Source organism: Micromonospora sp. WMMD1155 (assembly GCF_029581275.1).
GTDB lineage: Bacteria > Actinomycetota > Actinomycetes > Mycobacteriales > Micromonosporaceae > Micromonospora.
In genome coordinates this window covers 638915-662989 of the sequence record NZ_CP120742.1, presented here as the reverse complement: position 1 = coordinate 662989, position 24075 = coordinate 638915, and the positions used below count along the sequence as shown (strand labels likewise).

Here is a 24075-nt window from a genome sequence, read left to right as displayed (position 1 = left end):
CATCGACCACCGGGGTGGACGCGTACCCGTGACTACCGCCGTCCGTGGCCGGGATCGGACAGGATGGACGGGTGGCCGGGGCATGGCCGCGACGACGAGGAGGAGTGGCGATGCGGGTACGCGGGCGGTCGAGCGGGGGACGGCGTGCCCGGGTGGGGGCGACGCTGGGGGCTCTGCTCACCGGTGTGGTCGTACCGATGGCGGTGCTGACACCGGGGGCGGCGGTCGCGGCGGCGGTCGGTGCGCCGGTGTGCCAGATCCGCGACAACCGGCTCCGCGAGATCTCCGGGATGGTGGCGACCGACGACGGGTACGTGGTCGTCAACGACGGCGCCGACGACGAGACCCGTCGTCGGATCTTCTTCCTCGACCAGCGGTGCGCCGTGGTCCGGGCGGTCTCCTACCCGTCCCGGCCCCGGGACACCGAGGACCTGGCCGTCGGCCGGGACGGCACCGTCTGGGTCGCCGACATCGGCGACAACGACCGTTCCCGGACGACGGTCGGCGTGTGGCGGCTCGCGCCGGGAACGGAGCAGCCGGTGCTGCACCGGATGACGTACCCGGACCGCCCGCACGACGCCGAGGCGTTGCTGCTCGACGCGGACGGCCAACCGCTGATCATCACCAAGGGCGGCAGCGGCACCGTCTTCCTGTACCGGCCGACCACCGCGCTGCGGCCGGGGGCGACGACGACGCTGGCCCTGGCCGGCCAGGTGACCCTGCCGACGACCACCACCAGCAACCCGTTCTCGTTCCTCGGGCGGGGTGTGGTCACCGGTGCGGCCAGCGCGCCGGACGGGCGTCGCGTGGTGCTGCGCAGCTACGCCGACGCCTTCGAGTACGACGTCCCCGACGGCGACGTGGTCAAGGCGTTGACCTCCGGCACCCCCCGGACCACCCCGTTGCCGGACGAGCCCCAGGGCGAGTCGATCACCTACAGCCGCGACGGCGGGTCGCTGCTCACCGTCTCCGAATCCGCCGACCAACCCCCGGGTACGCGCCCGACGGTCCTGCGCTACCCGGCCACCGCCGAGACGACCCCGACCACGGGCCCGACGGCCTCCACCGGCCCGGTGGCGCCCACCTTCGTGCGTCCCATCGCCGAGGACACCGTCGGCCTGGGCGGCCGCACCTGGCCGCTGGTCGTCGGCGCCGGGACACTGCTGGCCCTGCTCGGGCTGGCCGGTCTGCTGCGGTGGAGGCACACCGCACGCCACTGAGCGGACGGGGCGGTGCGGCAGGATGGGCCCATGTCCACCCTGTCCACGTTGCGTCACCCGATCATCGCCGCGCCGATGGCGGGAGGCCCGTCCACGCCCGCGCTCGCGGCCGCCGTCTCGGCGGCCGGGGGGCTGGGCTTCCTGGCCGCCGGGATGATCGACACCGACCGGCTGGTCGCCGACGTCGCCGAGGTCCGCGCCCGTACCGACCGGCCGTTCGGGGTCAACCTCTTCCTGCCCGATCCGGGCGGCGTCGACGAGGCCGCCGTCCGGGCGTACGCCGAACGGCTCGCCCCGCAGGCCGCCCAGCGCGGCGTCACCCTGGGCGATCCGGTGGGCGGCGACGACGCGTACCCGGAGAAGCTGGCCGCCCTGCTCGCGGACCCGGTCCCGGTGGTGTCCTTCGTGTTCGGGCTGCCCGACCGGGCGGCGGTGACCGCCCTGCGGGAGCGGGGAACCGAGGTGTGGGCCACGGTCACCCGCCCGGAAGCCGCCACAGCCGCCGCCGACCTCGGTGTGGACGCGGTGGTGGTGCAGGGCACCGAGGCCGGTGGGCACCGGGGCGGCCTGCCGGACGACGACGACTACGCGCTGCTGCCGTTGCTGCGGCTGACCGCCGCCCGCTGCGACCGGCCGCTGGTGGCGGCGGGGGGCATCGTCGACGGCCCCGCGCTGGCCGCCGCGCTGGTCGCCGGCGCCACCGCCGCCCAACTCGGCACGGCCTTCCTGCGGTGCCCGGAGGCGGGCAGTTCACCGATGCACCGGGAGGCGGTGGCCGGTACCGCGCCGACCGCGTTGACCCGGGCGTTCACCGGCAAGCGGGCCCGGGGTGTGGCCAACGACTTCCTGCGTCGGCACGACGCGGCGGCACCGGCCGGTTACCCACAGGTGCTGCACCTGACGCGTCCGCTGCTCGCCGCCGCCCGGCGCGACGGCGACGCGTCGGTCGCCAACGCGTGGGCCGGACAGGCGCACGCGCTGGCCCGGGACCTGCCGGCGGCCGAGGTCGTCGCCGAGGTGAGCGCCGGTGCCCGGGCGGCCCTCGCCGCCGTGGTCGAGCGGTCGAACCGTCGGGGCTGACCTGGTTGCCGACCACCGGCCCGGGCGGGCGGGGCAGGGCGGGCCGGAGACCCGTTAGAGTCTCGCCGTGATCGAGATCGGCGCGCAGGTCGACCTGTCCCACCCGCCCGAGCGGGTCTGGCTCGCATTGACCGATCGGGAACTGCTCGGCCGGTGGTTCGCCGAGGCCGAGACGTCCGAGGGCGTACCGGATCGGCTGGTGCTGCACACCGCCGGGTTGCCCGGCTTCGGGGCCGACGTCGAGGTCGAGGTGACCGACCGGGAGGAGCCGGAACGTCTCGTGCTGGCCTGCGACGAGGCCGGCCGGCTCAGCGAGGTGACCTGTGACGTCACGGCCACGACGCAGGGCTGCCGGCTGGAGGTGCGGGAGGTCACCACGCACGGCGGGTGGTCCGTCGAGCAGCAGAAGCCACGCGAGCAGCAACTCCGGCAGGCGCTGACCGTACGACTGCCGGCCATCCTCGACTGGCTCGCCTTCCAGCAGGTCGACCTGCGGCGCGGCGACGGCGGGATGACCGCCGAACTGCCGCTGGTCGGCGCGTCCCGCAACGGGCCGGCCCGCGCCCGTCGGCGTCGCCTGACGGTGGCCGCCGTGCTGGTCGGGCTGGCTGTCGTCGGAGGGTCGGCGGCGTGGGTGGCGTTGCCGGTCGGCGGGAAGCAGAGCGCCGCGCCTCCGGCCACCCCCTCGCCGTCGCCGTCCGTGACGGCCGTCGCGGTCGCCACCACCCCACGCGCGACGACCTCCGTACGCCCGTCGCGCACGGCCACGTCGCCGACTGTCCGTCCGAGTCGGACCCCGTCGGTGAAGCCGACACCGACCGCCACGTCAGCGGTGCCATCACCCCCTCCGCCGCTGACCGCCCGCTACGAGACCGACTCCAGCCGGCTGTTCGGCTACACCGGTGAAGTGGTGGTCGGCAACCCCGCGGCCACTCCGGTGGGAGGTTGGGCCGTGGTGGTCACCTTCGCCGACGGCAGCATCGTCGACGACGTCGAGGGCGCGGAGTCGCGGCAGGACGGCAGGTCGATCACCTTCACCGGCGCGGCCCTGCCGGCGGGCGGTTCGCAGACGTTCCGCTTCGACGTACGCGACAACCGGCCCAAGGCGCGGGAGCCGGAGAGCTGCACGGTGGGCGGCAACCCGTGCGCCGGCCTCTGACGTAAGGCCTGTTTCACAAGACCTGGCCGGCCTGCGGCGGGCCCGGACGACGCCCGGCGGCATTGCGGTTTCGTCCGGGTACCGATGTCGTATCCGGGCGGAACCGCGCCTTGCCGGATCGCCGCCCGGACTCCGCCTCGGCTCGACCGCCCTCATGAAACAGGCCTTAGGCTGCGGTCATGGCACTGCTGCACCGGGCCACACTGCGCCCTACGAAACTCGACCTGCTGGCGGCCTGGCTGCCGGACCAACAGTGGTTCACCGGGCCCGTGGGGGCCTCCGGCACACTGACCGGCGCCGAGGTGGTGAGCCGGGGCGCCTACCGTTTCGACGACCCGGCCGGTGAGGTCGGCATCGAGACGATGCTGGTCGGCACCGCCGACGGGCCGGTCCACCAGGTCCCGCTCACCTACCGCGCCGCGCCGCTGGACGGGGCCGAGGACTGGTTGGTCGGCACCACCGAGCATTCGGTGCTCGGCCCCCGCTGGGTGTACGACGGCTGCGGCGACCCGATCTACGTCACCGCGCTCGCCCACGCGATTCTCACCGGCGCCGGTCAGGCCGAGCAGTACTTCGAGGTCGACGGCCGGCGTGAGGTGCGTGAGCCGACGGTGACCGTCGTCGTCGACGGCGTCGGCGTGGCGGAGGTGCCCGCGATCGGCGCCGTGCGTCGGGTGGTCGACGAGGACCGCACGGTCCTCGACACCGAGGCCGTCGAGCTGGTCGTCGTCCGACGACCGGGCACCGGGTCCGACGGGTTGGCGGGGGCCGTGCTGGCCGGTAGCTGGGACGGTCAGCCGACCACGGTGCCGCTGGCGTACGCCACGCTGCGCTGACCTGTCTTCGGCTGCGGTGGGCGGCCCGAGAGGGTCGGGCCGCCCACCGCGTTCACCACCGGGCCGGAGGCGGGGGCGGCGACACGGGCGGCCGGTCGTCGCAGGTGATGGTGTTGGGCAGCAGCCACGGAGCGAGCCAACCGCCGTCGTTGCCGCCGAGGTCGGTCACCGTGAACTCCGATCCGGCCGGGGTGAAGTGGAACGACCCGCAGTTGTTGACGCCTACCGCGCCGACGTTGCGCGCGTCCACGTTGGCGAACGAGGCGGACCCGGCCGCGCGGGCGCTGACCACCGAGGTGCCGGTGCCGTCGACCCGGATGTCCCGGAACTGGACGTTGGTGATCGAGTAGAGGTCCTTCACCGGCCAGTCGCTGACCAGCATGATCGCGTTGTACGTGTTGTCGAGGTACGCGTCGCCGGTCACCTGGATGGCCGCGTCGATGCTGCGGTCCAACGCGAAGATCCAGATCGCGCCCAGTCCGATGTTCCAGTTCAGCTCGTACGTGCCGGCGCGGGCGGTGGTGTTGTCGGTGATCCGCAGGTGCCCGGTGAACGGCTCCGCCCCGAAGCGGGATCCGGCGTGGATGCCGCTGCCCTCGCGGACCGGGTCGGCGACGAGGTTGCGCGAGACGGTGGTGTCGGTGCCGCCGTAGATGGCGATGCCGTTGGCCAGGGTCGGCGACTGCACGGTGTTGTGGTCGAAGGTGTTGCGCGCGTTCGCCGTCTTCTCCGACCACATGGCCAGGCCGTCGTCACCGGTGTTGCGGACGAAGTTGTGGGCGACCACGGAGTCGGTCACGCCGGTGTGGAAGTTCAACGCGTCGGCGATCTGGTCGACGATGATGGAGTTGGTGACCCAGACGTTGCGCATGGGCCCGTCGAACCACACACCCACCTTGGTGTGGTGCAGGTAGAGCCCGTCGATCGTCGAGTCACTCATCGCGCCACCGATCGCGTTGACCTGGTCGGTGTCGATGCGTTCCCGGACGTCTCCCTCGATGGCGAAGCCGGAGAGGTGGACGTTGCGACTGCCGCCGTCGGCGGCGTCCCGCCCGTAGAACCCGACGCCGGTGTGCACCGAGCCGTCCGGGGCGGGCGTCGGCAGGGCGACCTCACGGCCCTTGATGACGGTGTGCCAGTTGCCGGCACCCTCGATCGTCACGTCGTCGACGATGATGTGCCGGTTGACCTGGTAGGTGCCCGGCGGGAGGTAGACCTTCAGGTGGGCGCGCCGGGCGAAGGCGATGGCCTTGTCCAGGGCGTCGGCGGAGTCCCGGCGGCCGGTCGGGTCGGCGCCGAACGCGAGGACGTTCGCCGCGAGCAGCCGGACGTGCGGCGGGGCGACCAGTTCGGAGTCGAGCAGGTCGATGACCGTCCAGGCGGCCGTGCTGCCGGGTGGCGCGGTGAGCCGGATCCGGTCGCCGGCCCGGTAGGTGCGCCCGAGCAGGAGTCGCTGCTCGTCGTAGAAGTGGGTGGGCCGGAAGGGCTTGCTGATGCTCGGGTACGGCGTGGTGGCCGCCGGTACGCACTGGCACTCGGTGATCCACCAGTCCGGGTGCAGCAGACCCGCCTGCGGGTCGTTGGTGAACGGGTACTGGTTGTAGAGCCACGAGTACTGCGAGGTGAGCGTCATGGTGCGCACGTGCTTGCCGTTCACCGCGACCCGCAGCGGCGCGGTGATCCCGCCGCCTCGCGGCGCGTCCGGGATGCTGTACCGCACGGTGATCCCGTTGGCGGCGCTGGGCAGGACGAACTCCACGTACTCCCCGGGGGTGAGCCGGACCGCCCGGCGGCCGGAGGCTTCCGACGGCAGGGTGTAGGCGGTCCGGTCGGGGCCGATGACCTCGCCGTTGGTGCGGGCGTTCTCGGCTTCCTGCTCGACGAAGCCGACGTTCGCGCCGCGCCCGGCGACCAACGCCGGGTCGAGGGCGGCGCGGGTGACGACGGGTGTCGCGCCGGGGGTGCCGCTCGGGCCGGCGACGGCCACTGTGGGAGCGACGACCAGCAGGGTGAGGCCGGCCGCGAGCGCCGTCACGGTGGCGGCCGGCCGGCCGGGGCGTCCCCGCACCGGCATGATGATCCGAAACATCGGTGACCCTCCTGGGTGGATGGTGGTGGGAGGTCCGCCCGGCGCCCCCGACGCCCGACATCGATCGCCATGATGTCAGCACTAAACACCACGCTGCAAGGCAGCGAGCAAACAACGAAAAGAAGCGACGATCAGGCCGCAAGAAATGGACGGACGTCGAGTTGAGGTGTCGTGTGTCGTCTGCCTCGACCAGCTCACGCCGGGCGTAGGCTGACTCCCGTGGATCAAGAAGACCGGATCGCCCTGTTCCTCGACTACGAGAACCTCGCGCTGGGCGCGCGCGATCACCGTGGCGGCGCGGACTTCGACTTTCGGCCCATCGCCGACGCGCTGGCCGAACGAGGCCGGGTGGTGGTCCGCCGGGCGTACGCGGACTGGTCGTACTTCGACGAGGACCGTCGCATGCTCACCCGGTCACACGTCGAACTGATCGAGATTCCGCAACGGATGGGCGCCTCCCGCAAGAACGCCGCGGACATCAAGATGGCGGTCGACGCCATCGAGTTGGCGTTCGAGCGCGACTACATCTCCACCTTCGTGATCTGCAGTGGGGACAGCGACTTCACGCCGCTGGTGCACAAGCTGCGCGAGCTGAACAAACGGGTCATCGGCGTCGGGGTCGAGGGATCCACGTCGGCGCTGCTCCCGCCGGCCTGCGACGAGTTCCTCTACTACGACCGGCTGGAGGGCGTGGACATCCCGCCGACCCGTGGCCAGCGGGCCCATCCCGCCCGGCAGGCCGGCGTCGACCAGCGACCGCCCGAGCCCGAGCCCGAGGTGGACCGGCGACCCGCCGGTGAGGAGCCCGGCCGGGACGTGGACACCCTCGCCGTGCTGGTCGCCCAGACGGTGGCCGGGTTGCAGGGCAGCGCCAACGGCGAGGTCACCGCATCCCGGCTCAAGCGCACCCTGCTCCGCAAGGACCCGACGTTCAGCGAGTCGGACTACGGCTTCCGTACCTTCGGCGAGCTGCTGCGCCACCTCGCCGAGCGCACGGTCGTCGAGCTGGCCGAGGGCCCGGCCAAGGGCGACCCCGAGGTCTCGCTGCCCGAGCACGGCGATCGCGAGGTGGCGTTCGGCCTGCTCCGGGGCGTCGTGGCGGACCTGGGCAGTGGCGGCAACCCGGTGGCGTTGTCCGGCTTGAAGAACCAGGTGCGCCGGGCCCGCCCGGACTTCAGCGAGAAGAAGCTCGGCTACCGCAGCTTCCTGCAGTTCTGCAAGGCCGCTGCCACCGCCGGCGTGCTGGACCTGCGTTGGAGCCCCGAGGCCGACGACTACCTCCTGACCACCCGGGGGTGACGGTCGACCCGTGACAGCCCTCGCCGGCCATCGACCGCTGTCGAGCGGAAGCGCCGGACCTACCCATAGGGTGGGCGGTAGGGCTGTCCCGAGGGCGAGGTGAGGGTCGGCATGTCGGGACGTGGCGAATGGACACTCGTCGGGCGCGACGACGAGCTGAAGACCATCGAGGACGTCGTGTCGGCGCGCCTGCCGGGGCTGGTGCTGGTCGGCGACGCCGGGGTGGGCAAGACGCGCCTGCTGCGCGAGGCGTTGGCCCGCGCCGCCGACGACGGCGTGGAGTGCCACTGGGTGTCGGCGACCGGTGCGGCGCGGTCCATCCCGTTCGGTGCCGTCTCCCATCTGATACCCGCGCCGACCCGTCCCCGTGCCGATCCGGTGGGATTGGTGGTCAGCGTGGAGCGGGACTTCGCCCGCCGGACCGGCGACCGGCCGGTGGTGATCGGCATCGACGACGCGCACCTGCTGGACGAACCCTCGGCCGGGCTGCTGCACCAACTCGCGGTGCACGGGTTGGCGGTCGCGGTGGCGACGGTCCGGGCCGGTGAACCGCTCTCCGACGCCCTCACCTCGTTGTGGGCCGGATCGGGCCGACGACTGGACGTGCGCCCTCTGCCGGCAACCGCTGTGGAGCACCTGCTCGACGAGGCGGCACCCGGCCCGCTCGACGCGATCAGCCGTCGTCGGCTGACGCACCTCGCCGACGGGAATCCGCTGCTGCTCCGGGAGCTGCTCGCCGACGCGATGGACACCGGTGGGTTGAGCGAGTCTCGCGGAGTCTGGCGTTGGCGCGGTACCGCGTCGGGCAGCCCTCGGCTGGCCGAGCTGGTCAGTGCCCGGCTGCGGGCACTGGAACCCGCCGCCCGGCGGGTGCTCGAGGTGGTGGCCTGCGGTGAACCACTGCCCCTGGCCCTGCTGGAACGGTGTACCGACCCGGCCGCCATCGAGGCCGCCGAGCGGAGCGGCATGGCGGTAGCGGAACGCTCCGGAGCTCGGACGGCCCTGCGCATGGCCCACCCGCTCTACGGTGAAGCGCTACGGGCCAGCATGCCGGCCAGCCGCGCCCGCACGGTCTTCGGGCAGCTCGTCGACGTACTGGCCAGCATGCCGCTGCGCCGCCGCGACGACGCGCTGGTCGCCGGGGTGTGGCAACTGCGCTCCGGAACGGTTCGTCACCCGGGCATCGCGCTGGCCGCCGCTCGGCAGGCGCTCGAACGGTTCGACATCGACCTGGCCGAGCGGTTGGTCCGCACGGCGTACGACGCGGGGCAGGGCTGGGAGGCGCAGTGGCTGCTGGCCCGGGTCCTGCAGTACCAGGCACGGAGCCAGGAGGCGTTCGACATGCTCCCGCCGACCCCGCCGTCGGGCAGCAAGCGGCTGGCGATCTGGGCGATCACCAGGGCCGGGCTGCTCTACTGGGGGCTCGATCGCATCGACGAGGCACACGAGACGCTGCTGATGGTGCCGGAAGGCGCACCGGGCCACGACCTCACCGAGGCCACCCGTTCGTGGGTGCTGTTCTACGACGGGCGGTGCGAGGCGGCGCTGACGGTGGGCCAGGCCGTGTTGAACCGATCCGACACCGGCGTCCGTGCCGCGAGCTGGGCGACAATGGGGGCGGCGTCGGCGGCCGGGATGCTCGGCCGACTCGGCCTCGCCGCGGAACTGGCCGAGCAGGGCCGGGCGGTGCTCGCCGCCGAGCCGGAGCGGCTGCCGTGGAACGAGGCCCAGGTCGGCCTGGGGCTCTGCTACGCCCGTTACGCCGCCGGACAGCTGACCGGGGCGGCCGAGCTGGCCGACCAGGGCTATCGCGACGCCGTGGCCAGCGACGCGCGAGGGATGGTCGCCGTCTGGGCGGGGTTCCGAGGGATCATCGGCAAGACACAGGGCCGGCTCGACGCCGCCGAGGCGGACCTGCGGGAGGCCATCGCGTTGGTGGAGGAGAACGACCAGTACCACCTGGTGCGCACCTACTGGGCCGAGCTGGCCGGCGTCCGTGCCCTCGCCGGTGACCTGCCGGGAGCACGCCGGTGGCTGGCGGCGGCCGACGCACGGGCCCGAGCCGCCAACCGAGTCTTCCACCCCTGGGTGGAACTGAACCGGGCCTGGGTGGAGGTGGCCCAGGGCGATCTCACCGCCGCGATCCGAACCGCCCGCAACGCCGCCGACCTGGCCCGGGACAGTGAGCAGCCGACCATCGAGGCGGTGGCGCTCTACGAGTGCGCCCGGTTCGGCGAGCCGGAGCCGGTGCGGGACCGGCTGGTCGACCTTGCCGACCGGATCGGCGGAATCGCGGCCACGCTGGCCAGCGCGGCTGACGGTCTGGCCAGCGATGACGGGCCGACACTGGAGACGGCCGCTGACGACCTCGTCGCCTGCGGCCACACCCTGCTCGCGGCTGAGGTGCTCGGTGCGGCTTCGCGTGCGTATGCCCGGCACGGCCGACCACGGGTGGCGGTGGCCCAACGGGCCGCGACGCTGGCCCGGGAATGCCGGTCCGTGCGCACGCCACTGCTTGCCGCCGACACTCCCGGTGTCGAGCAGGCGAGTCTCACCCGTCGGGAGCGGGACGTGGCCATGCTCGCCGTGACGCTGCCCAGCCGCAGCATCGCCGACCGGCTCGGACTGTCCGTCAACACCGTCAACAACAACCTGGCCCGGGTCTTCACCAAGCTCGGTGTCCGCAACCGGAAGGAGTTGGCGGTCGTGCTCGGCCACGACCAGCCTGCGGCGGTGGCAGGTCACCCGTCGCACTCGACCGTCCACAGTAGGTAAGGACGACTGATCTACCGGGTTACCGGACGCATGCCTACCGTGCGGTAACACCCACCGGTGCACTTCAGTCCCTGGAGGACGGCATGAGCCAACTGGATCCGAGCGGACCGCCAGGACCGCGACCCACCAGGTCAGTCCACACCCACAATGCCCTCTTCGCCGCCGCTGTGGCGGTGATGGTCGTGGCGGTCACCACGGCGGTCGCCACCGTGGCCGGCGGCGCCCCGCCCACCTCCGCTGCGGCGAAGCCCGAGCCGGTGTCGTACGAGGCGCCGCCGTGCACCCGTCAGTTGGAGGGCACGACCTGGCTGCTCGACCCGTGCGTCAAGCCAGGCGGGAAACTCCCCGCCGAGGTCGAGGCGCGGCTCGCGCAGATCCGTACCCAGGCTGCCGCCACCACCGCCGACTGCCCGGACCCGACGGAATCGCCGTCGGCCTCGACGTCGCCGACCCGGGAAACCCGTCCGCCGGTGACGGCCGATCCGGTGGTGCAGCGGGCACCCGGAGCGACAGCGACAGCGCCCACCTCGACCGCGTCGCCCACCGGAACCGCGTCGCCCACGGGATCGCCCTGCCCCTCCGACAGTGCCTCGCCGTCCGGCTCGGCCTCGCCCTCGGGTACGTCCTCGCCGTCCGGGAGCGCGTCGCCGTCGGACAGTGCTTCGCCGTCGGACAGCGCGTCGCCGTCGGACAGCGCTTCGCCGTCGGACAGCGCGTCGCCGTCGGACAGCGCTTCGCCGTCGGACAGCGCGTCGCCGTCGGACAGCGCTTCGCCGTCGGACAGCGCGTCGCCTTCCGACAGTGCCTCGCCCTCGGACAGTGCCTCGCCCTCGGACAGTGCGTCCCCGTCCGGCAGTGCCTCCCCGTCGGAGAGCACGTCGCCGTCGGGCAGCGCCTCGCCATCGGATTCGGCGTCTCCCAGCGAGTCGGCGTCACCCACCGAGCCGACCGATCCGACCGACCCGCCCACCGGACCTACCGGAGGACCGCCGCCTCCGCCACCCCCGCCGCCGACCGGCTGCCCGAACGTGAGCGGCAACCCGACCCTGGTGGACGCGAACAAGGACCGGATCCGCTGCCGGGAGGTGCAGACGGTCTCCGACGACACGGTCCTGACCCTCACCGGGGACTCCATCAGCTCGGCGCACCACCAGTTCGGCTTCGGCGTGGGCCCCGGCTGCCCGATGACCTCGTTCGACGGCCGTGGCATGCCCGGCAACAACGGCGTCTACAGCTACGGGCGGCGCTACTTCGACATGGACGGCAGCGTCGTCGACTACGACAACTACGCCCGCACCGGTTACGGCACCGGTGACATCATCGCCGGCCGCGCCGGCCCCGACGCCTGCGGAAACGCCTGGGGACGGGTCGCCAGCCCGCTCGGCCTCGCCACCGCGCGGATCGCCAAGGCCAAGGCGGACGGGCACGACGCGTACCACGCCACCACCGGCGGCGTGAACAACACCAACTGGACCACGGTCCTGACCCGGCTGGCCATGTGTCGTGGTCTCGAGTTCGCGGCGGAAACCCTGGACCCGTACGGGGTGTTCCGCTTCGAGTGGGCCGCCGTGGGAGGCAAGGCCGGCATCGTCACCAGCGGCGGTGGTTGCAACTTCTGGCTCGACCTGCCGGTCGGCGAGGACTACTACATCAACATCGGGGTGCCACGCTACGACGGCCCGGCGCAGTACGCCGGCATCACCGCCGACGCCACCACCATCGTCAACTCACTGCTCGGTGCCGGCGCGGACAAGGTGGTGTGGATGCTGTACTACGACATCACTCCCGCCAACGTCGACGTCGGCCAGTACGCCTGGGCCAAGCTCAAGTCGCTGCTGCCGACCGCGACGCACTCGTACCTGCCGGCGGCACCGGTGTCGACACTGCAACCCCTGATCGATCCGCTCTGGGTGGGCAGCGTGCGCGGCGTGATCAATGACCTCAACTGGGCCATCCAGCTCGGCGTCCCGTTCGACCCCGCCGTCCGGGTGGCGATGCCGCCACCGTTCACTCCCGGTGACCTTCAGATCACCGCCGAGGGGGGCTCGCCCCACCCCAGCCCCTCCGGGCAGGACGCCTTGGCCAACACCCTGGCCGGGGTGCTCAGCGGCATGTGATTCGCGCCTGATCCGTTACTCAGACCAGGGAGGAGCCGCCGTTGCGGTTCCTCCCTGGTAACGGTCAGGTTGAAGTGCGCCGGAATTGGGAGCATCGCCCTGGTATCCACCCTGCTGCGCCGTACCCTCTGCGCAAAAATTGCTATACGGTCGGCAAATGAAGGTCGAGGAGCACTGGTGGAACGGAGACACGACTCCGCGCGGGCGCAGGGACGTGTATATCCGTACTGACGGGCAGGGTTGGGAGGTCCGCGCCCAGATCGGTGGGGCGTCGGGTCGTGAGCGGGTGCAGCAGTGCCCCAGCCGGGCCTCGGCGGCCATCCTCGCCGACGCCTGGCGCGGCACCCACCCATCCTGGCGCGAGCTCAAGCAGCGCTGATCCGGCACCGGGCCGGGTCGGCAACGCTCCCGGGCTCCCGCAGCCCGGGGCGCGCCGACCGGCCCGGTGCTCGGTGAACCGGTCCGCCGGACGCTCAGCGGCCGATATTCGACCTCCTTGATCAGGCGATGAGAAATAGGTCCCGCAGAGCGGATTCAGCTACTTTCATCACGTGGTCAAGGCTTGGCGGCGGGCTCGTGTCTACGCCCCGAGGTCGGGTACACGGAGGTCTGCCGGTCGTGCCCGATGGAGGTCGCCCATGTCGCAGGGTCCCGCTGAGGAGAACCCCAGGCTCGACGAGGAGGTCCGGGAGGCCGAGCGCCTACTCGCCGACCTCGCCGCCTCGTCCGACGACGACGCGCTGACCGACGACGACGCGCGAGCCCCGGACGAGGCGCCCTCCGAGGGGAACCCTCGCCAGGAGTGACATCCTCGCGCTCAGGGGAGGAGGACCGCCCCGCGCCCGGGTGCCCCGGCCGCGACCCGCTCCGGTCGGTGCGCGCCGCGGGGGCGGATGGACGAGGCCGCCGCCTGCTCGCGGCTCACCGACAACTCGTTGCCGCGCGGCCGCAGGAACGGCCGTTCCAGCAGGTGGTAGCTGAGGGCGGTGCCTCCCACCGCGATGCCGATGCCGATCACGCCGACCGTGATGCTGGGCAGGCCGAGCCAGTTCCTGCTCAGCAGCACGATGGGGAGGGTGTGCCAGAGGTAGAGGCTGTAACTGATCCGCCCGGCCGCCACCAGCGGTCGCCAGGACAGCAGCCGAGCCGGGCCCGGCGGACGGGCCTCGTAGCCGGAGAGGATGAACAGCACGGCACAGCCGACGGTCAGCGGGAGTGCGACCAGGCGGTAGGCTGGCGAGTAGGGATCACTGCCGAACGTCGTCCACAGTGCCACGAACGTGAACGCGGCCACCAGGAGGAGGCGACCGTCGATCCGGAGCCTCGGTGTCCAGCCGTGGGCCAGCGGGAAGGCGATCGCGGCGCCGACCAGCAGTTCGCTGGTGTGGGCGAGGGGGCCATAGTAGAACCACCAGCCGGGCTGGACGGCCGCGACGAGATAGACACCCCCGGCGGCGAGCAGTGTGAGGCGTGCGGCGCGGGCCGCCGGCAGGCGGCGGAGCCGCAGCACCGCCAGGGGCCAGAGCAGGTAGAAGTACCACTCCACCGAGAGCGACCACGTCATCGAGAAGGGGTCGATCGGGGCGCCGCCCAGTGTGATCCACAGCGAGGACGCCTGGACCGCGGCCACGAGACCGTGGCGCAGGGGCGTCTCCGGGGAGAGGGCGCTGTCGGGTAGCAGCCAGGTCAGCGCGGTGATGCCCATTAGCGCGCCGACCAGCGGTGGGTAGAGCCGCCGTACGCGGTTTCGGAGGAAGCGCCCGTACGGCTGCACCCGCTTGACGAGCAGCGTGGTGATGATGAAGCCGCTGAGGACGAAGAAGAGGTCGACTCCGATGTAGCCACCCTCGAAGCCGGGGAGCCGCTGGCCGATCCAGTGGACGGCGCAGACCGCCAGGATGGCGATGCCGCGGATGCCGTCGAGGTGGTCCACACGACCCCTCACCCCGGGTGCGCTCCTCGGGGAGTCCAACGTGGTGACCTTGACATCGTTCACCGGTGGAGAATCGCATACTTGCATGGGTTTCTGACCGAGTTGGACCGTTTCCGTCCATCTGGTGACCGGGGTGGGCCCTGAGGGCCTGCCCCGGCAGTCCAGGTCAGATCGGTTCCGGCGCGGCGACGTCAGACGGTGGGGACCGGCAGCACCACACCCTCGGCCGCCGACCGGTGCGCCAGCTCGATCAACTGGACGGTCGTGATCGAGTCCCGGGGGTCCACCGGCATCGGCGTACCGTCGCGCAACGCCGTCGCCACCTGGGCGTAGAAGCTCTGGTACGACCCGGGCTCGGTCGGCACCGGACGCAGCTCACCGTCGACGCCGAGCATGCCGTACCGCTCCGGCGGGACCTCACCCCAGCCGGGCTGGTCCGGACGGCCACCGGCGTGCAGCGCCGCCTCCTGCACGTCCAGCCCGTACGTGGTGTAGCCGGCCCGATCACCCAGCACCCGCAGGCGGGGCCCGAGCTGCGCGGTGATCGCACCCATCCAGAGGTGCGAGTGCACCCCGTTCGCGTGGGTCAACGCCACGAAGGCGTCGTCGTCGACCGCCGCGCCCGCGCGACGACGGTCCACCTCCGCGTAGACGCGATCGACCCGGCCGAAGAGCTGCACCGCCTGGTCGACGAGGTGCGCGCCCAGGTCGAAGAGAGCCCCGCCGGCCTCCTCGGGACCGGCCAGCTCCCGCCAACCCGGCTTGATCGTCGGACGGAAACGCTCGAACCGGGACTCGAAGCGCAGCACCCGTCCCAACTCGCCCCGCTCCACCAGGTGGCGCGCGGTCAGGAAGTCACCATCCCAGCGCCGGTTCTGGAACACCGTCAACGGCACGCCACGCTCGGTCGCCTCGTCGACGAGCGCGCGGCCCTCCGCGGCCGTCGCGGCCAACGGCTTGTCCACGACGACCGGCAGCCCGGCCGCGAGCGCCACCCGCGCCATCGGCACGTGGAGCCGGTTCGGCGTCGCCACCACGACCAGGTCCAGATCGTCAGGGGTACGCCACAGCTCGTCGGCGTCGTCGACCAGGCGGGCGTCCGGGAACAGTTGCCCGGCCTGCTCGCGCCGCTGCGGATCGCGGGTCACGATGGCGTCGAGCCGCAGCCCGGGCGTCGCGGCGATCAGCGGTGCGTGGAACACCCGACCCGCCAACCCGTACCCCAGCAGACCAACCCGCAGCGCCTCCGCCATGCCCGTGCCCCCATCTCCCTGGTCCGCGCCCCGATGCGGCGGCGGTACCGCGGAGGAGAATCTACGCCCCGAAGCGACCGGCTCGATCTCGACCCGGTGCTGGTCAGGCCACTGGGTCGGCCCGCAGGTAGGTGAGGACCGCGAGCACCCGACGGTTGGTGTCGTCGCTCGGCGGCAGGTCGAGCTTCAGCAGGATGTTGCCGACGTGCTTGCCCACCGCCGCCTCGGTGACGTGCAGCCGGGAGGCGATCGACGCGTTCGACCGTCCCTCGGCCAGCAACGCCAGCACCTCGCGTTCCCGGGCGGACAGCGCGCCGAGCGGGTCGCGCGGCCGGTGCAGGAGTTGCCGGACCACGTCCGGGTCGATGGCCGTGCCGCCGGAGGTGACCCGACGCAGCGTGTCGACGAACTCGGTGACCTCGGCCACCCGGTCCTTGAGCAGGTAGCCCACCCGCTGGCCGTCGCCGCTGTCCAGCAGCGCCGCCGCGTACCCGGTCTGCACGTACTGGCTGAGCACCACGACCGGCAGGTGGGGTTGCTCGGCGCGTAACGCGACAGCCGCGCGGAGCCCGTCGTCGCGACGCCCGGGCGGCATCCGGATGTCGGTCAGCACCAGGTCAGGTCGGTGCTCGCGGGCCGCGTCCAGCAGGTCCGGCGCGGAGCCGACGGCGGCGCACACAGTGAAGTCGAAACGGGTCAGCAGTGCGACCAGGCCCTCGCGCAGCAGCACCTCGTCCTCGGCGAGCACCACCCGGGTCAGCGACGGCACGGCAGCTCCACCCGGACCAGGGTAGGCCCGCCGGGCGGGCTGGACAGCAGCAGCCGACCGTCCACGGCGGCGACCCGGTCGGCGAGCCCGGTCAGGCCCGTGCCCGCGGTCGGGTCGGCGCCGCCCCGGCCGTCGTCGGACACCTCGACCACCAGGTCGCCACCGGTCCGGGCGAGGCGTACGTCGGCGCGGGTCGCACCGGAGTGCCGGACCACGTTTCCCAGCGCCTCGGACACCACGAAGTACGCGGTCGTCTCGACGATCTCCGGCAGTTCGCCGTCGAGGTCGGCGTGGACGGTGACCGCGACGGTGGACGCGTCGGCCAACTCCTGTGCGGCCCCGGCCAGACCGAGGTCGGTGAGGCTCTGCGGGCGGATGCCGTGCACGAGTTGGCGCAGCATCACCATCAGTCCCCGAGCCTGGTCGTGCGCCACGGCGAGGGGTCGGGCGGCGGGGGAGTCCTCGGGTACGTCCAGCCGGGCCAGGCCGAGCTGGAGGGTGAGGCTGGTCAGCCGGGGCTGCGCGCCGTCGTGCAGGTCCCGCTCGATCCGGCGCCGCTCGGCCTCGTAGGCGCTGACCAGGCGGGTACGGGAGCGGGCGACCTCGCGCAACGCCGCCGCGTCGACCGGCCAGGTCAGCGCCCAGCGGGCCACGGTGGCCTGCACGGCGGTGAACAGACCGGCCGCATAGCAGAGGACCGGCAGGAGCAGCACGCCCACTATCGCGTACGGGACGGCCTCGGCGGCGGTATCGACCGCCTGCCAGATCACCACCGGGTTGTCCGGATCGCCGGCCAGCCAGGGGCTGGTGATCAGCAGTACGTCGAACACCAGCAGCAGCAGGAACACCCAGTACGTGATCGGGGTGACCCCGCCCAGCCAGAACAGGTACGCCACCTCCCGCCATCCGGCGGCGGTGCGGTACCGGGCGGCCGGGCCCGGCCACGGCGACGGGGGCAACGGACGACCGTCCACGAGGCGCAGTCGCCACCGCTCGACGGCGGCCACCGGGAAACTGACGATCGGCGCCAGTGCCAGCACGGAGAGGCTGCCGACCGCCAGGAACAGCATGAGCGCAACGCCCGGCGGGCGGTCGTGCAGCAGCAGCCCGTTGACGGCGGCGAGCAGGGGCGCGCCGACGATGAGCAGCCCGACGGCGAGCACGCCCGCGATCGGCACGGTGCTGACCAGGTAGGCCAGCGCCCTCCAGGGCCAGGCGGAGATCAGCCAGTCGCGGCGGCGCAGCGCCTCGGCCAGGTGCGAAGGACGTTCCGGGGTCATGCCAGAGACGCTAATCGCGGGCGAGGGGCCGCCCCAGCCGTCCAGATCCACTCTCCGGGGTATGCCCAGCACTACCGGTTGAGCGGGTCGGCGCGTGCCGCGTCCGGTCGGCGTACGGCGTACGCCCGCGTTGTTAGGATTGCCGCACCATGGCGAGTGAGCGCAAGGCGACCGCGGACCCGGCCCGGAGCCTGGCCATCCTCTGGCGCACCCGGGAGCCGGCCAGCCGTAGCGCGGGGCCGGGGCTCAGCGTCGACCGGATCGTGCGGGCCGCCACCGAGATCGCCGACGCGGAGGGTCTCGACGCGTTGACGATGCGCCGGGTCGGCGAGGCGCTGGGCGTCGGCACGATGTCGGTCTACACCTACGTGCCGGGCAAGGCCGAACTCGTCGCCGTCATGATCGACAGCGCGTACGGCGAGATGCCCCGCCCCGCCGTCGAGGGCGACTGGCGGGCCCGGCTGGACCGGATCGCACGCGACAACCTGGCGCTCTACCAGCGGCATCCCTGGATGCTGCGCGCCGAGACGACCCGACCGGTGCTCGGCCCGCACCTGATGGCGAAGTACGACCACGAACTCGGCGCGGTCGCCGACATCGGGCTCAGCGACGTCGAGATGGACGCGGTGCTCACCCTCGTGCTCGGCCACGTGAAGAGCGCGGCGCGGGCCGCCTCCGAGGTGGTCGACCTGGAACGCGAGACCGGCATGACCGACGGCCAGTGGTGGCAGTCGCACGCGCCCTGGCTGGAGACCTTCATGACGGCCGACAGCTACCCGACCGCATCCCGGGTCGGCACCGCGGCGGGTCAGCGGCACGGCGGCGCGTACGGCCCGGAGTACGCCTTCGAGTTCGGTCTGCAACGCGTCCTCGACGGGATCGCGGTGGTCGTCGCCGAGCGGGCGACCACCGGTTAGCCCGGCCCAGTGGTCGGGGCCAGCCGGGCCAGGGTGCGCGCCGACGGGCTGCCCGGCTCGGCGTGGTAGACGACGAGCGACTGGGTGGTGCCGCTGACGATGAACTTCTCGTAGCGCAGCTCCAACTCGCCCACCTGTGGATGCCGGAACACCCGTGACCCACCGCCGGCGCGGGCGCTGACGTCGTGCCGGGCCCACAGCCGTCGGAACCGTTCGCTGCCGGCCGTCAGCTCGTCGACCAGGTCGGTGAGGCGGGGGTCGTCCGTCTCGGGGCCGACCTGCGCGCGCAGTCCGGCCACCGCGTTCGCCGCGACCGCCGTCAGGGCGGGGTAGAGCGCCGGCACGCTCGGGTCCAGGAAGACCGCGCGCAGCAGGTTCACCCCGGCGCTGAAGACGGGTGCCAGAGCGGTCGCCAGGGGATTGGCGAAGAGCACGTCCAGATACCGGCCGTGCACGAACGCGGGTGTCTCGGTCCACGACCCGACCAGCTGCCGGACGCCGGTCGGCACCCGCTCCGCCCGGCGCGTCGGGCGGCGGGTCGGGACCGGCCCGCCTAGGCGGTGCAGATGCGCGGTGGCCTCCGCGTCCAGCAGCAGCGCCCGGGCCAGCGCGTCGAGCACCTGCGCCGACGGGTGCCGGTCCCGGCCCTGCTCCAACCGCAGGTAGTAGTCGGCGCTGATGCCGGCGAGCAGAGCCGCCTCCTCGCGCCGCAGGCCGGGCACCCGCCGTCGGCCGTGCGCGGGCAGCCCGACGTCGCCCGGCCCGATCAGCTCGCGCCGGGCACGCAGGTACTCGCCGAGCGGCCCGGCCGTGCTCATCAGCCCATCGTAGGAGCGGTGGCCGACCGCCCATCCTGGTCCTGCCACTACCAGGAAAACCAGGACCCGGACACCGCCCGCTGATTGGGTGACAGTGGCTGGCGTAAGCGTGACCGGAAGATGGGACAGAGATGACTGAGCGAATCGTGACCCCGTTCGGCTTCGCCTCGACCGCCGACGAGGTCATCGCCGGGGTCGACCTGACCGGCCTGCGGGCCGTCGTCACCGGAGGGGCCGCCGGTATCGGCGTCGAGACCGCCCGCTCGCTGGCCGCCGCCGGTGCCGAGGTGGTGCTCGGGGTACGCCGGGTCGCCGCCGGCGAGCAGGCCGCCGCCGACATCGCGGCCGGCATCGGCGCGGACCGGGTCACCGCCCGCGAGCTGGACCTGGCCGACCAGGATTCGGTACGCCGGTTCGTCGCCGCCTGGGACCAGCCGCTGCACATCCTGGTCAACAACGCCGGGATCATGGCGCTGCCGGAGTTGGAGCGCACGCCCGAGGGCTGGGAGATGCAGTTCGCCACCAACTTCATGGGGCACTTCGCGTTGACCGTCGGCCTGCACGACGCGCTCGCCGCCGCCGGAGGCGCCCGGGTCGTGTCGGTCAGCTCCAGCGGCAACCTCTTCTCCCCGGTGATCTTCGACGACCTGCACTTCGCGTTCCGCCCGTACGACCCGTTGCTGGCGTACGGGCAGTCCAAGAGCGCCGAGGCGTTGCTCGCCGTCGAGGTGACCCGCCGCTGGTCCGGCGAGGGCATCCACGCCAACGCGCTGAACCCCGGTGCCGTCGCCACCGGCCTGCAGAAGCACACCGGTGGGCTGCGCACACCGAAGGAGCGGCAGAAGACTCCGCAGCAGGGTGCCGCGACCTCGGTGCTGCTCGCCGCGTCCCCGCTGCTCGACGGCATCGGCGGTCGCTACTTCGAGGACTGCGCCGAGGCCGTGGTCGTGACCGAGCGGCCCGCCGACTACAGCGGTGTGGCCGCGTACGCGGTCGACCCGGGCAACGCCGAGCGGCTCTGGGACGTGGCATCGGACCTGATGTCCCGGCCCGCCGTCGCCACCACCCGCTGATGACGACGGCCCGGCCTGAGAGAACGCGCCCGGGCCCGGCTGCTCAGGTGGTACGACTGGGGCGGCAGTTGACGTCAGGAAAGGCGGGCGATGACGAACGGGTTTGCCGACCGGCTGCTCCAGCGCCGGGAGAATCCCCGCCGGACGTCGTTCCTGGAACTCTTCTTCGACCTGGCGTTCATCTTCGCGCTGACCCGGTTGTCCCGGGCGTTGCTCGACGACACCAGCATGGTCGGCGGCTTCCGGGTGTTGATCCTCTTGGCGGCGCTCTGGTGGGTGTGGTTCGTGACCGCGTGGTCGGCGGACTGGTTCGACCCGCGGGCCCCGCTGATCGTCGTACTCCTGCTCTGGGTGATGTTCGGCGGTCTGCTGATGGCCGCGGCCGTGCCCACCGCGTTCGACTCGCACGCCCCGGTGTTCGCCGTCGCCTACGTCGCCATCCACCTGGGCCGGGGCGCGCTGTTGATCCCGGCGCTGCGGGGGCATCAGCTGCAGGTGCGCAGCGTGCGGGTGGCGACCTGGTTCGCGATCTCCGGCGTGCTCTGGATCGTCGGGGCGTTCGTCGCCCCGGCCCGGGAGATCCTCTGGGCGCTCGCACTGCTGCTGGAGTACGCCCTCGCGCGGCTGCGCTGGCCGTTCCCGTGGCTCGGGCGCAGCACCTGGCCGGAGCTTCAGGTGAACGGGGACCACCTCTCCGAGCGCTACCAGCAGATCTTCATCATCGCGTTGGGCGAACTGATCCTGATCGCCGGCGTGACGTACAGCGGCTCCGGCATGGATCGGGAGAGCACCCTGGCGTTCGCTCTGGCGTTCGTGACCGCGGTGGCCCTGGCCCGGCTCTACCTGGTGCCCGCCGGTACGCGGCTGGGTGCCGCCGTGGTGGCGGCCGGGCCGCCGGGCAGCATGCTGGCGCTGATGGCCGGCTACCTGCACCTGGTGATGATCGCCGGGGTGCTGGCCACCTCGGTCGCGATAGAGATGACGATCGACGACCCAGGCGCCCGCGACAACGGACAGTTGGCCGTGGGCGTGATCGGTCCCGCGCTGTTCCTGACCGCCCGGATCCTGCTCGCGGCCGCTGTCGACAGCGGTCTGCCCTGGGCGCGACTGGTCGGTGTGCCGGCAATCATCGTGGCCGGGCTGGCGACCTGGAAGCTCCCGCAGCTCGCCAGCAGCGCGGTCGTCGCCGGGGTGCTGCTGCTGATCGTCCTGGTCGACGCGATGCCACTACCGTGGCAGGGTGCCGGACGTTCCGACGCCGCCGGTCGGCCGGCCCGGTAGCCGCCGATGCCGGAGGGGGAAGGGCAGCACGATGACCCACCGCGCGAGCACGACGTGGTGGAGCTGCGGGTGCACGGCGTGTCCGGGGCGGAGCCCCGAGTCATCCTCGATCAGGCGCCGGTCCACCAGGTGGCAGGCGACGCCAGCGGGGGCTTCCACCGCGCCGACCGGTCCGACGACAGCCCGGACGGGATGACGGTCGAGGCGTACCGCTGGGGTGACCTGCCCTCGGGCACCGTGGCCCGGACCCTCTCCCTGGTCCTCCTGCTGCCGTTCATGCTCAGCAACCTGGCGGTGTGGATGCGGCCCACGGCCCGCCGCGGCGGTGAGTGGGTCACCACGCTGTGCCGGCTCCTCGCGCTCGACCTCACCGTGCTGTACGTGGTGTGCACCGCCGGAGTCGCCCTCGACCTGATCGCCTGGCGGTGTCTGGGCGCGGCGCGCTGCCGGGGCCCGTTCGACGCGGTGGGCGGGCTCGACGGGCGTCAGGTCGGGTTGCGGCTCGCCGTCCTGTCGCTCCTGCCCATCGCCGCCGTCGCGTTCCTCCGGTTGCTCGGCGCCCGACGGCCCCGCCCGGCCGGCAAACCCCTGTGGGTCGTCGAGCCACTGGTGGATAGGTTGCGGGCGATCCACGTGGCGGCCGCGCTCGCCATGCTCGATCTGATCCTGCTCGCCGCCCGTACCGCAGGCGGCGCGACGGCCACGTCGGCCCTGCTGTTGACGCTCAGCGTCGCGGTGCTGCTGGCCTGTGCCGGGCTGCTCGTCGTGCCCGGCCTGCTCGATCGGGCGGCAATGACGGGGACGATCACCCGGACCGCCAAGACGCTCCGCGCGGTGGCCGTCGGCCTGACCGCGGCCACCCTCGCCACCGTCGTCCTGGACGAGCGGGCCTGGCCCTCGTCGGACGGGCTGCCCGGATACGACTCGATCGCGAGCTGGGCACTGCTCGGGGAGATGACGCTGCTGGTGGCGCTGAGTGCGCTGGTGCTGTGGCATCACGGCCGAGGGGACCGTCGCCGCGCGCTGTCGCGCGGATTGGGCGCGGCGGTGGTCGCGGCCTTCGGGGTCGGCCTCGCCGGAGTGTTCTCCGCCAACCTCGTCTACCAGAGCGGGAACCTGCTGGACGGCTACCGCGGCGAGGGCGGACCGCCGCTGCCGTACCAGTGGACGATCCTGGCGTTCTTCCTGCACGTCATCGCCGGCGTCCTGGTGTGCGGGGCGTTGACCCTGCTGAGTCGGCGACGCCGTCGCCGCGCGGCGGCGGCGATCACGGCGCGCGACTTCCCGACCGTGCCGCCGCGGGGCGTCGGGCGGCTGCGTCAGGTGACGAGGGCGGTCGCCCGGGCGCGGTTCGCCGAGTGGTTGGGGCTTCTCTGCGTCGCGTGGGCGGCCCTCACCGCGATCGGCCTGGCCACCTCTCTGTTGCGGCTGTTCGACCTGACACCCGACGAGCTGGCGACGCGGTTCCTCGGGCTTCCGGTCGGAGTGGCGGGCATGGGGCTCGCCCTGGGTAGCTACTTCGCGACGGCGGCGGTGGTCGCCCTGCTCCTGGGTGGGGTGTTCGCCTACCGGACGGCGTGGTTCCGCCGGCACGTCGGCATCCTGTGGGACCTGGGCACCTTCTGGCCCCGGGCCGCGCACCCGTTCGCGCCGCCGAGCTACGCCGACCGCGCGGTACCGGAGCTGGCGCACCGGATCACCCAACTGACCGAGCGGCACGCCGGGGTGCTGCTCTGTGGGCACAGCCACGGGTCCGTGTTGCTCGCTCTCGCGGTGCTGCGGCTGCCTCCGCGCGTCCGTACGCGGGTCGCGCTGCTCACCTACGGCTCGCCGCTGGACCGCCTGTACGCCCGGATCTTCCCCGCCTACCTGAACGAGGAGGTCCTACGGCAGGTCGGGGAGCGGGTCGGGTGGCGATGGCTCAATTTGTGGCGGGACACCGATCCCATCGGTGGCTGGATCTTCGCCGCCCATCGGCCCGGTGATCCACCCCCGGACCCGACCGATCCGGCCGGTCGAGTCGACCGACGGTTGCGGGATCCGTCGGACCTGCTACCGGCCCCGGGAGAGCGCTGTCCACCGCCGATGCGGGGGCACCATCCGGGCGAGTCCGACCCCGAGTTCCGGGCGGCGGTCGACGAGCTTCGCGCCCGTATCCAGGGCTCCGCCTGAGGTC

The 24075-nt window shown here is 72.7% G+C and carries 20 protein-coding genes; 13 read left to right on the top strand and 7 right to left on the bottom strand.

The annotated features are described in order from the left end of the window. Positions 1 to 110: 110 nt before the first annotated feature. The 4 genes from O7617_RS02735 to O7617_RS02720 all read left to right on the top strand — a co-directional run bounded on the left by O7617_RS02735 (position 111) and on the right by O7617_RS02720 (position 4295). Entirely contained in the window at positions 111 to 1220 is a 1110-nt protein-coding gene (locus O7617_RS02735; protein ID WP_282261276.1) for a hypothetical protein, read from the top strand. A gap of 30 nt (positions 1221 to 1250) precedes the next feature. Further along, a complete protein-coding gene (locus O7617_RS02730) occupies positions 1251 to 2300 on the top strand; it encodes a nitronate monooxygenase (RefSeq protein ID WP_282261275.1) in 1050 nt (349 codons plus the stop codon). Positions 2301 to 2367: 67 nt separating this feature from the next. Next, positions 2368 to 3459, top strand: a complete 1092-nt coding sequence (locus O7617_RS02725) for an SRPBCC domain-containing protein (protein ID WP_282261274.1) — start codon at positions 2368 to 2370, stop codon at positions 3457 to 3459. A gap of 179 nt (positions 3460 to 3638) precedes the next feature. Continuing rightward, on the top strand, positions 3639 to 4295 hold the full coding sequence (locus O7617_RS02720) for a hypothetical protein (protein ID WP_282261273.1): 657 nt from the start codon (positions 3639 to 3641) through the stop codon (positions 4293 to 4295). A 52-nt stretch (positions 4296 to 4347) separates the two neighbouring features. Here the strand turns inward: O7617_RS02720 and O7617_RS02715 are convergent, their stop codons facing one another. Then, positions 4348 to 6384, bottom strand: a complete 2037-nt coding sequence (locus tag O7617_RS02715; protein ID WP_282261272.1) for a glycosyl hydrolase family 28-related protein — start codon at positions 6382 to 6384, stop codon at positions 4348 to 4350. A gap of 219 nt (positions 6385 to 6603) precedes the next feature. On the opposite strand from O7617_RS02715, the gene O7617_RS02710 reads away from it, so the two are divergent. After that, on the top strand, positions 6604 to 7683 hold the full coding sequence (locus tag O7617_RS02710; protein WP_282261270.1) for an NYN domain-containing protein: 1080 nt from the start codon (positions 6604 to 6606) through the stop codon (positions 7681 to 7683). A 111-nt stretch (positions 7684 to 7794) separates the two neighbouring features. Continuing rightward, a complete protein-coding gene (locus O7617_RS02705; RefSeq protein WP_282261268.1) occupies positions 7795 to 10458 on the top strand; it encodes a LuxR family transcriptional regulator in 2664 nt (887 codons plus the stop codon). A 286-nt stretch (positions 10459 to 10744) separates the two neighbouring features. Here O7617_RS02705 and O7617_RS02700 read toward each other — a convergent pair whose 3' ends face one another. After that, positions 10745 to 11428, bottom strand: coding sequence for a hypothetical protein (locus tag O7617_RS02700; protein WP_282261267.1), 684 nt, complete (start codon positions 11426 to 11428; stop codon positions 10745 to 10747). A 58-nt stretch (positions 11429 to 11486) separates the two neighbouring features. Here O7617_RS02700 and O7617_RS02695 point away from each other — a divergent pair, with 58 nt between their 5' ends. The 3 genes from O7617_RS02695 (at position 11487) to O7617_RS02685 (ending at position 13381) form a co-directional block, all read left to right on the top strand. After that, the gene (locus tag O7617_RS02695) at positions 11487 to 12575 is read left to right on the top strand and encodes a hypothetical protein (protein ID WP_282261265.1); all 1089 of its coding nucleotides are present in this window, start codon (positions 11487 to 11489) and stop codon (positions 12573 to 12575) included. Between the two features lie 157 nt (positions 12576 to 12732). After that, positions 12733 to 12954, top strand: coding sequence for a hypothetical protein (locus O7617_RS02690; protein WP_030335934.1), 222 nt, complete (start codon positions 12733 to 12735; stop codon positions 12952 to 12954). 259 nt (positions 12955 to 13213) lie between these two features. Continuing rightward, positions 13214 to 13381 (top strand): hypothetical protein, encoded by a 168-nt coding sequence (locus O7617_RS02685; RefSeq protein WP_282261264.1) that lies wholly within the window; start codon positions 13214 to 13216, stop codon positions 13379 to 13381. An 11-nt stretch (positions 13382 to 13392) separates the two neighbouring features. Here the strand turns inward: O7617_RS02685 and O7617_RS02680 are convergent, their stop codons facing one another. The 4 genes from O7617_RS02680 to O7617_RS02665 form a co-directional block, all read right to left on the bottom strand. After that, positions 13393 to 14520, bottom strand: coding sequence for an acyltransferase (locus O7617_RS02680; RefSeq protein WP_282261262.1), 1128 nt, complete (start codon positions 14518 to 14520; stop codon positions 13393 to 13395). Positions 14521 to 14699: 179 nt separating this feature from the next. Beyond that, a complete protein-coding gene (locus tag O7617_RS02675; RefSeq protein ID WP_282261260.1) occupies positions 14700 to 15761 on the bottom strand; it encodes a Gfo/Idh/MocA family oxidoreductase in 1062 nt (353 codons plus the stop codon). A gap of 103 nt (positions 15762 to 15864) precedes the next feature. Beyond that, a complete protein-coding gene (locus O7617_RS02670; RefSeq protein WP_282261259.1) occupies positions 15865 to 16530 on the bottom strand; it encodes a response regulator transcription factor in 666 nt (221 codons plus the stop codon). Continuing rightward, positions 16518 to 17810, bottom strand: coding sequence for a sensor histidine kinase (locus O7617_RS02665; RefSeq protein WP_282261258.1), 1293 nt, complete (start codon positions 17808 to 17810; stop codon positions 16518 to 16520). Before O7617_RS02665 ends, O7617_RS02670 begins: the two co-directional genes overlap by 13 nt. A 149-nt stretch (positions 17811 to 17959) precedes the next feature. Between O7617_RS02665 and O7617_RS02660 the strand changes: the two genes are divergently transcribed. Then, positions 17960 to 18727 carry a TetR/AcrR family transcriptional regulator gene (locus tag O7617_RS02660; protein WP_282261257.1) on the top strand — a complete coding sequence of 256 codons (768 nt, stop codon included), beginning with the start codon at positions 17960 to 17962 and terminating at the stop codon, positions 18725 to 18727. On the opposite strand, the gene O7617_RS02655 is transcribed toward O7617_RS02660, so the two are convergent. Then, positions 18724 to 19545: a helix-turn-helix transcriptional regulator gene (locus tag O7617_RS02655; RefSeq protein WP_282261256.1), complete on the bottom strand. Its 822-nt coding sequence runs from the start codon at positions 19543 to 19545 to the stop codon at positions 18724 to 18726. The two genes, O7617_RS02660 and O7617_RS02655, sit on opposite strands and share 4 nt — an antisense overlap. Before the next feature lie 131 nt (positions 19546 to 19676). On the opposite strand from O7617_RS02655, the gene O7617_RS02650 reads away from it, so the two are divergent. The 3 genes from O7617_RS02650 to O7617_RS02640 all read left to right on the top strand — a co-directional run bounded on the left by O7617_RS02650 (position 19677) and on the right by O7617_RS02640 (position 24071). Then, positions 19677 to 20618 carry an SDR family NAD(P)-dependent oxidoreductase gene (locus O7617_RS02650; protein WP_282261255.1) on the top strand — a complete coding sequence of 314 codons (942 nt, stop codon included), beginning with the start codon at positions 19677 to 19679 and terminating at the stop codon, positions 20616 to 20618. Between the two features lie 90 nt (positions 20619 to 20708). After that, positions 20709 to 21899, top strand: coding sequence for a low temperature requirement protein A (locus O7617_RS02645; protein WP_282261254.1), 1191 nt, complete (start codon positions 20709 to 20711; stop codon positions 21897 to 21899). A gap of 6 nt (positions 21900 to 21905) precedes the next feature. Continuing rightward, positions 21906 to 24071, top strand: a complete 2166-nt coding sequence (locus O7617_RS02640) for a hypothetical protein (RefSeq protein ID WP_282261252.1) — start codon at positions 21906 to 21908, stop codon at positions 24069 to 24071. The last annotated feature ends 4 nt before the right edge of the window (positions 24072 to 24075 follow it).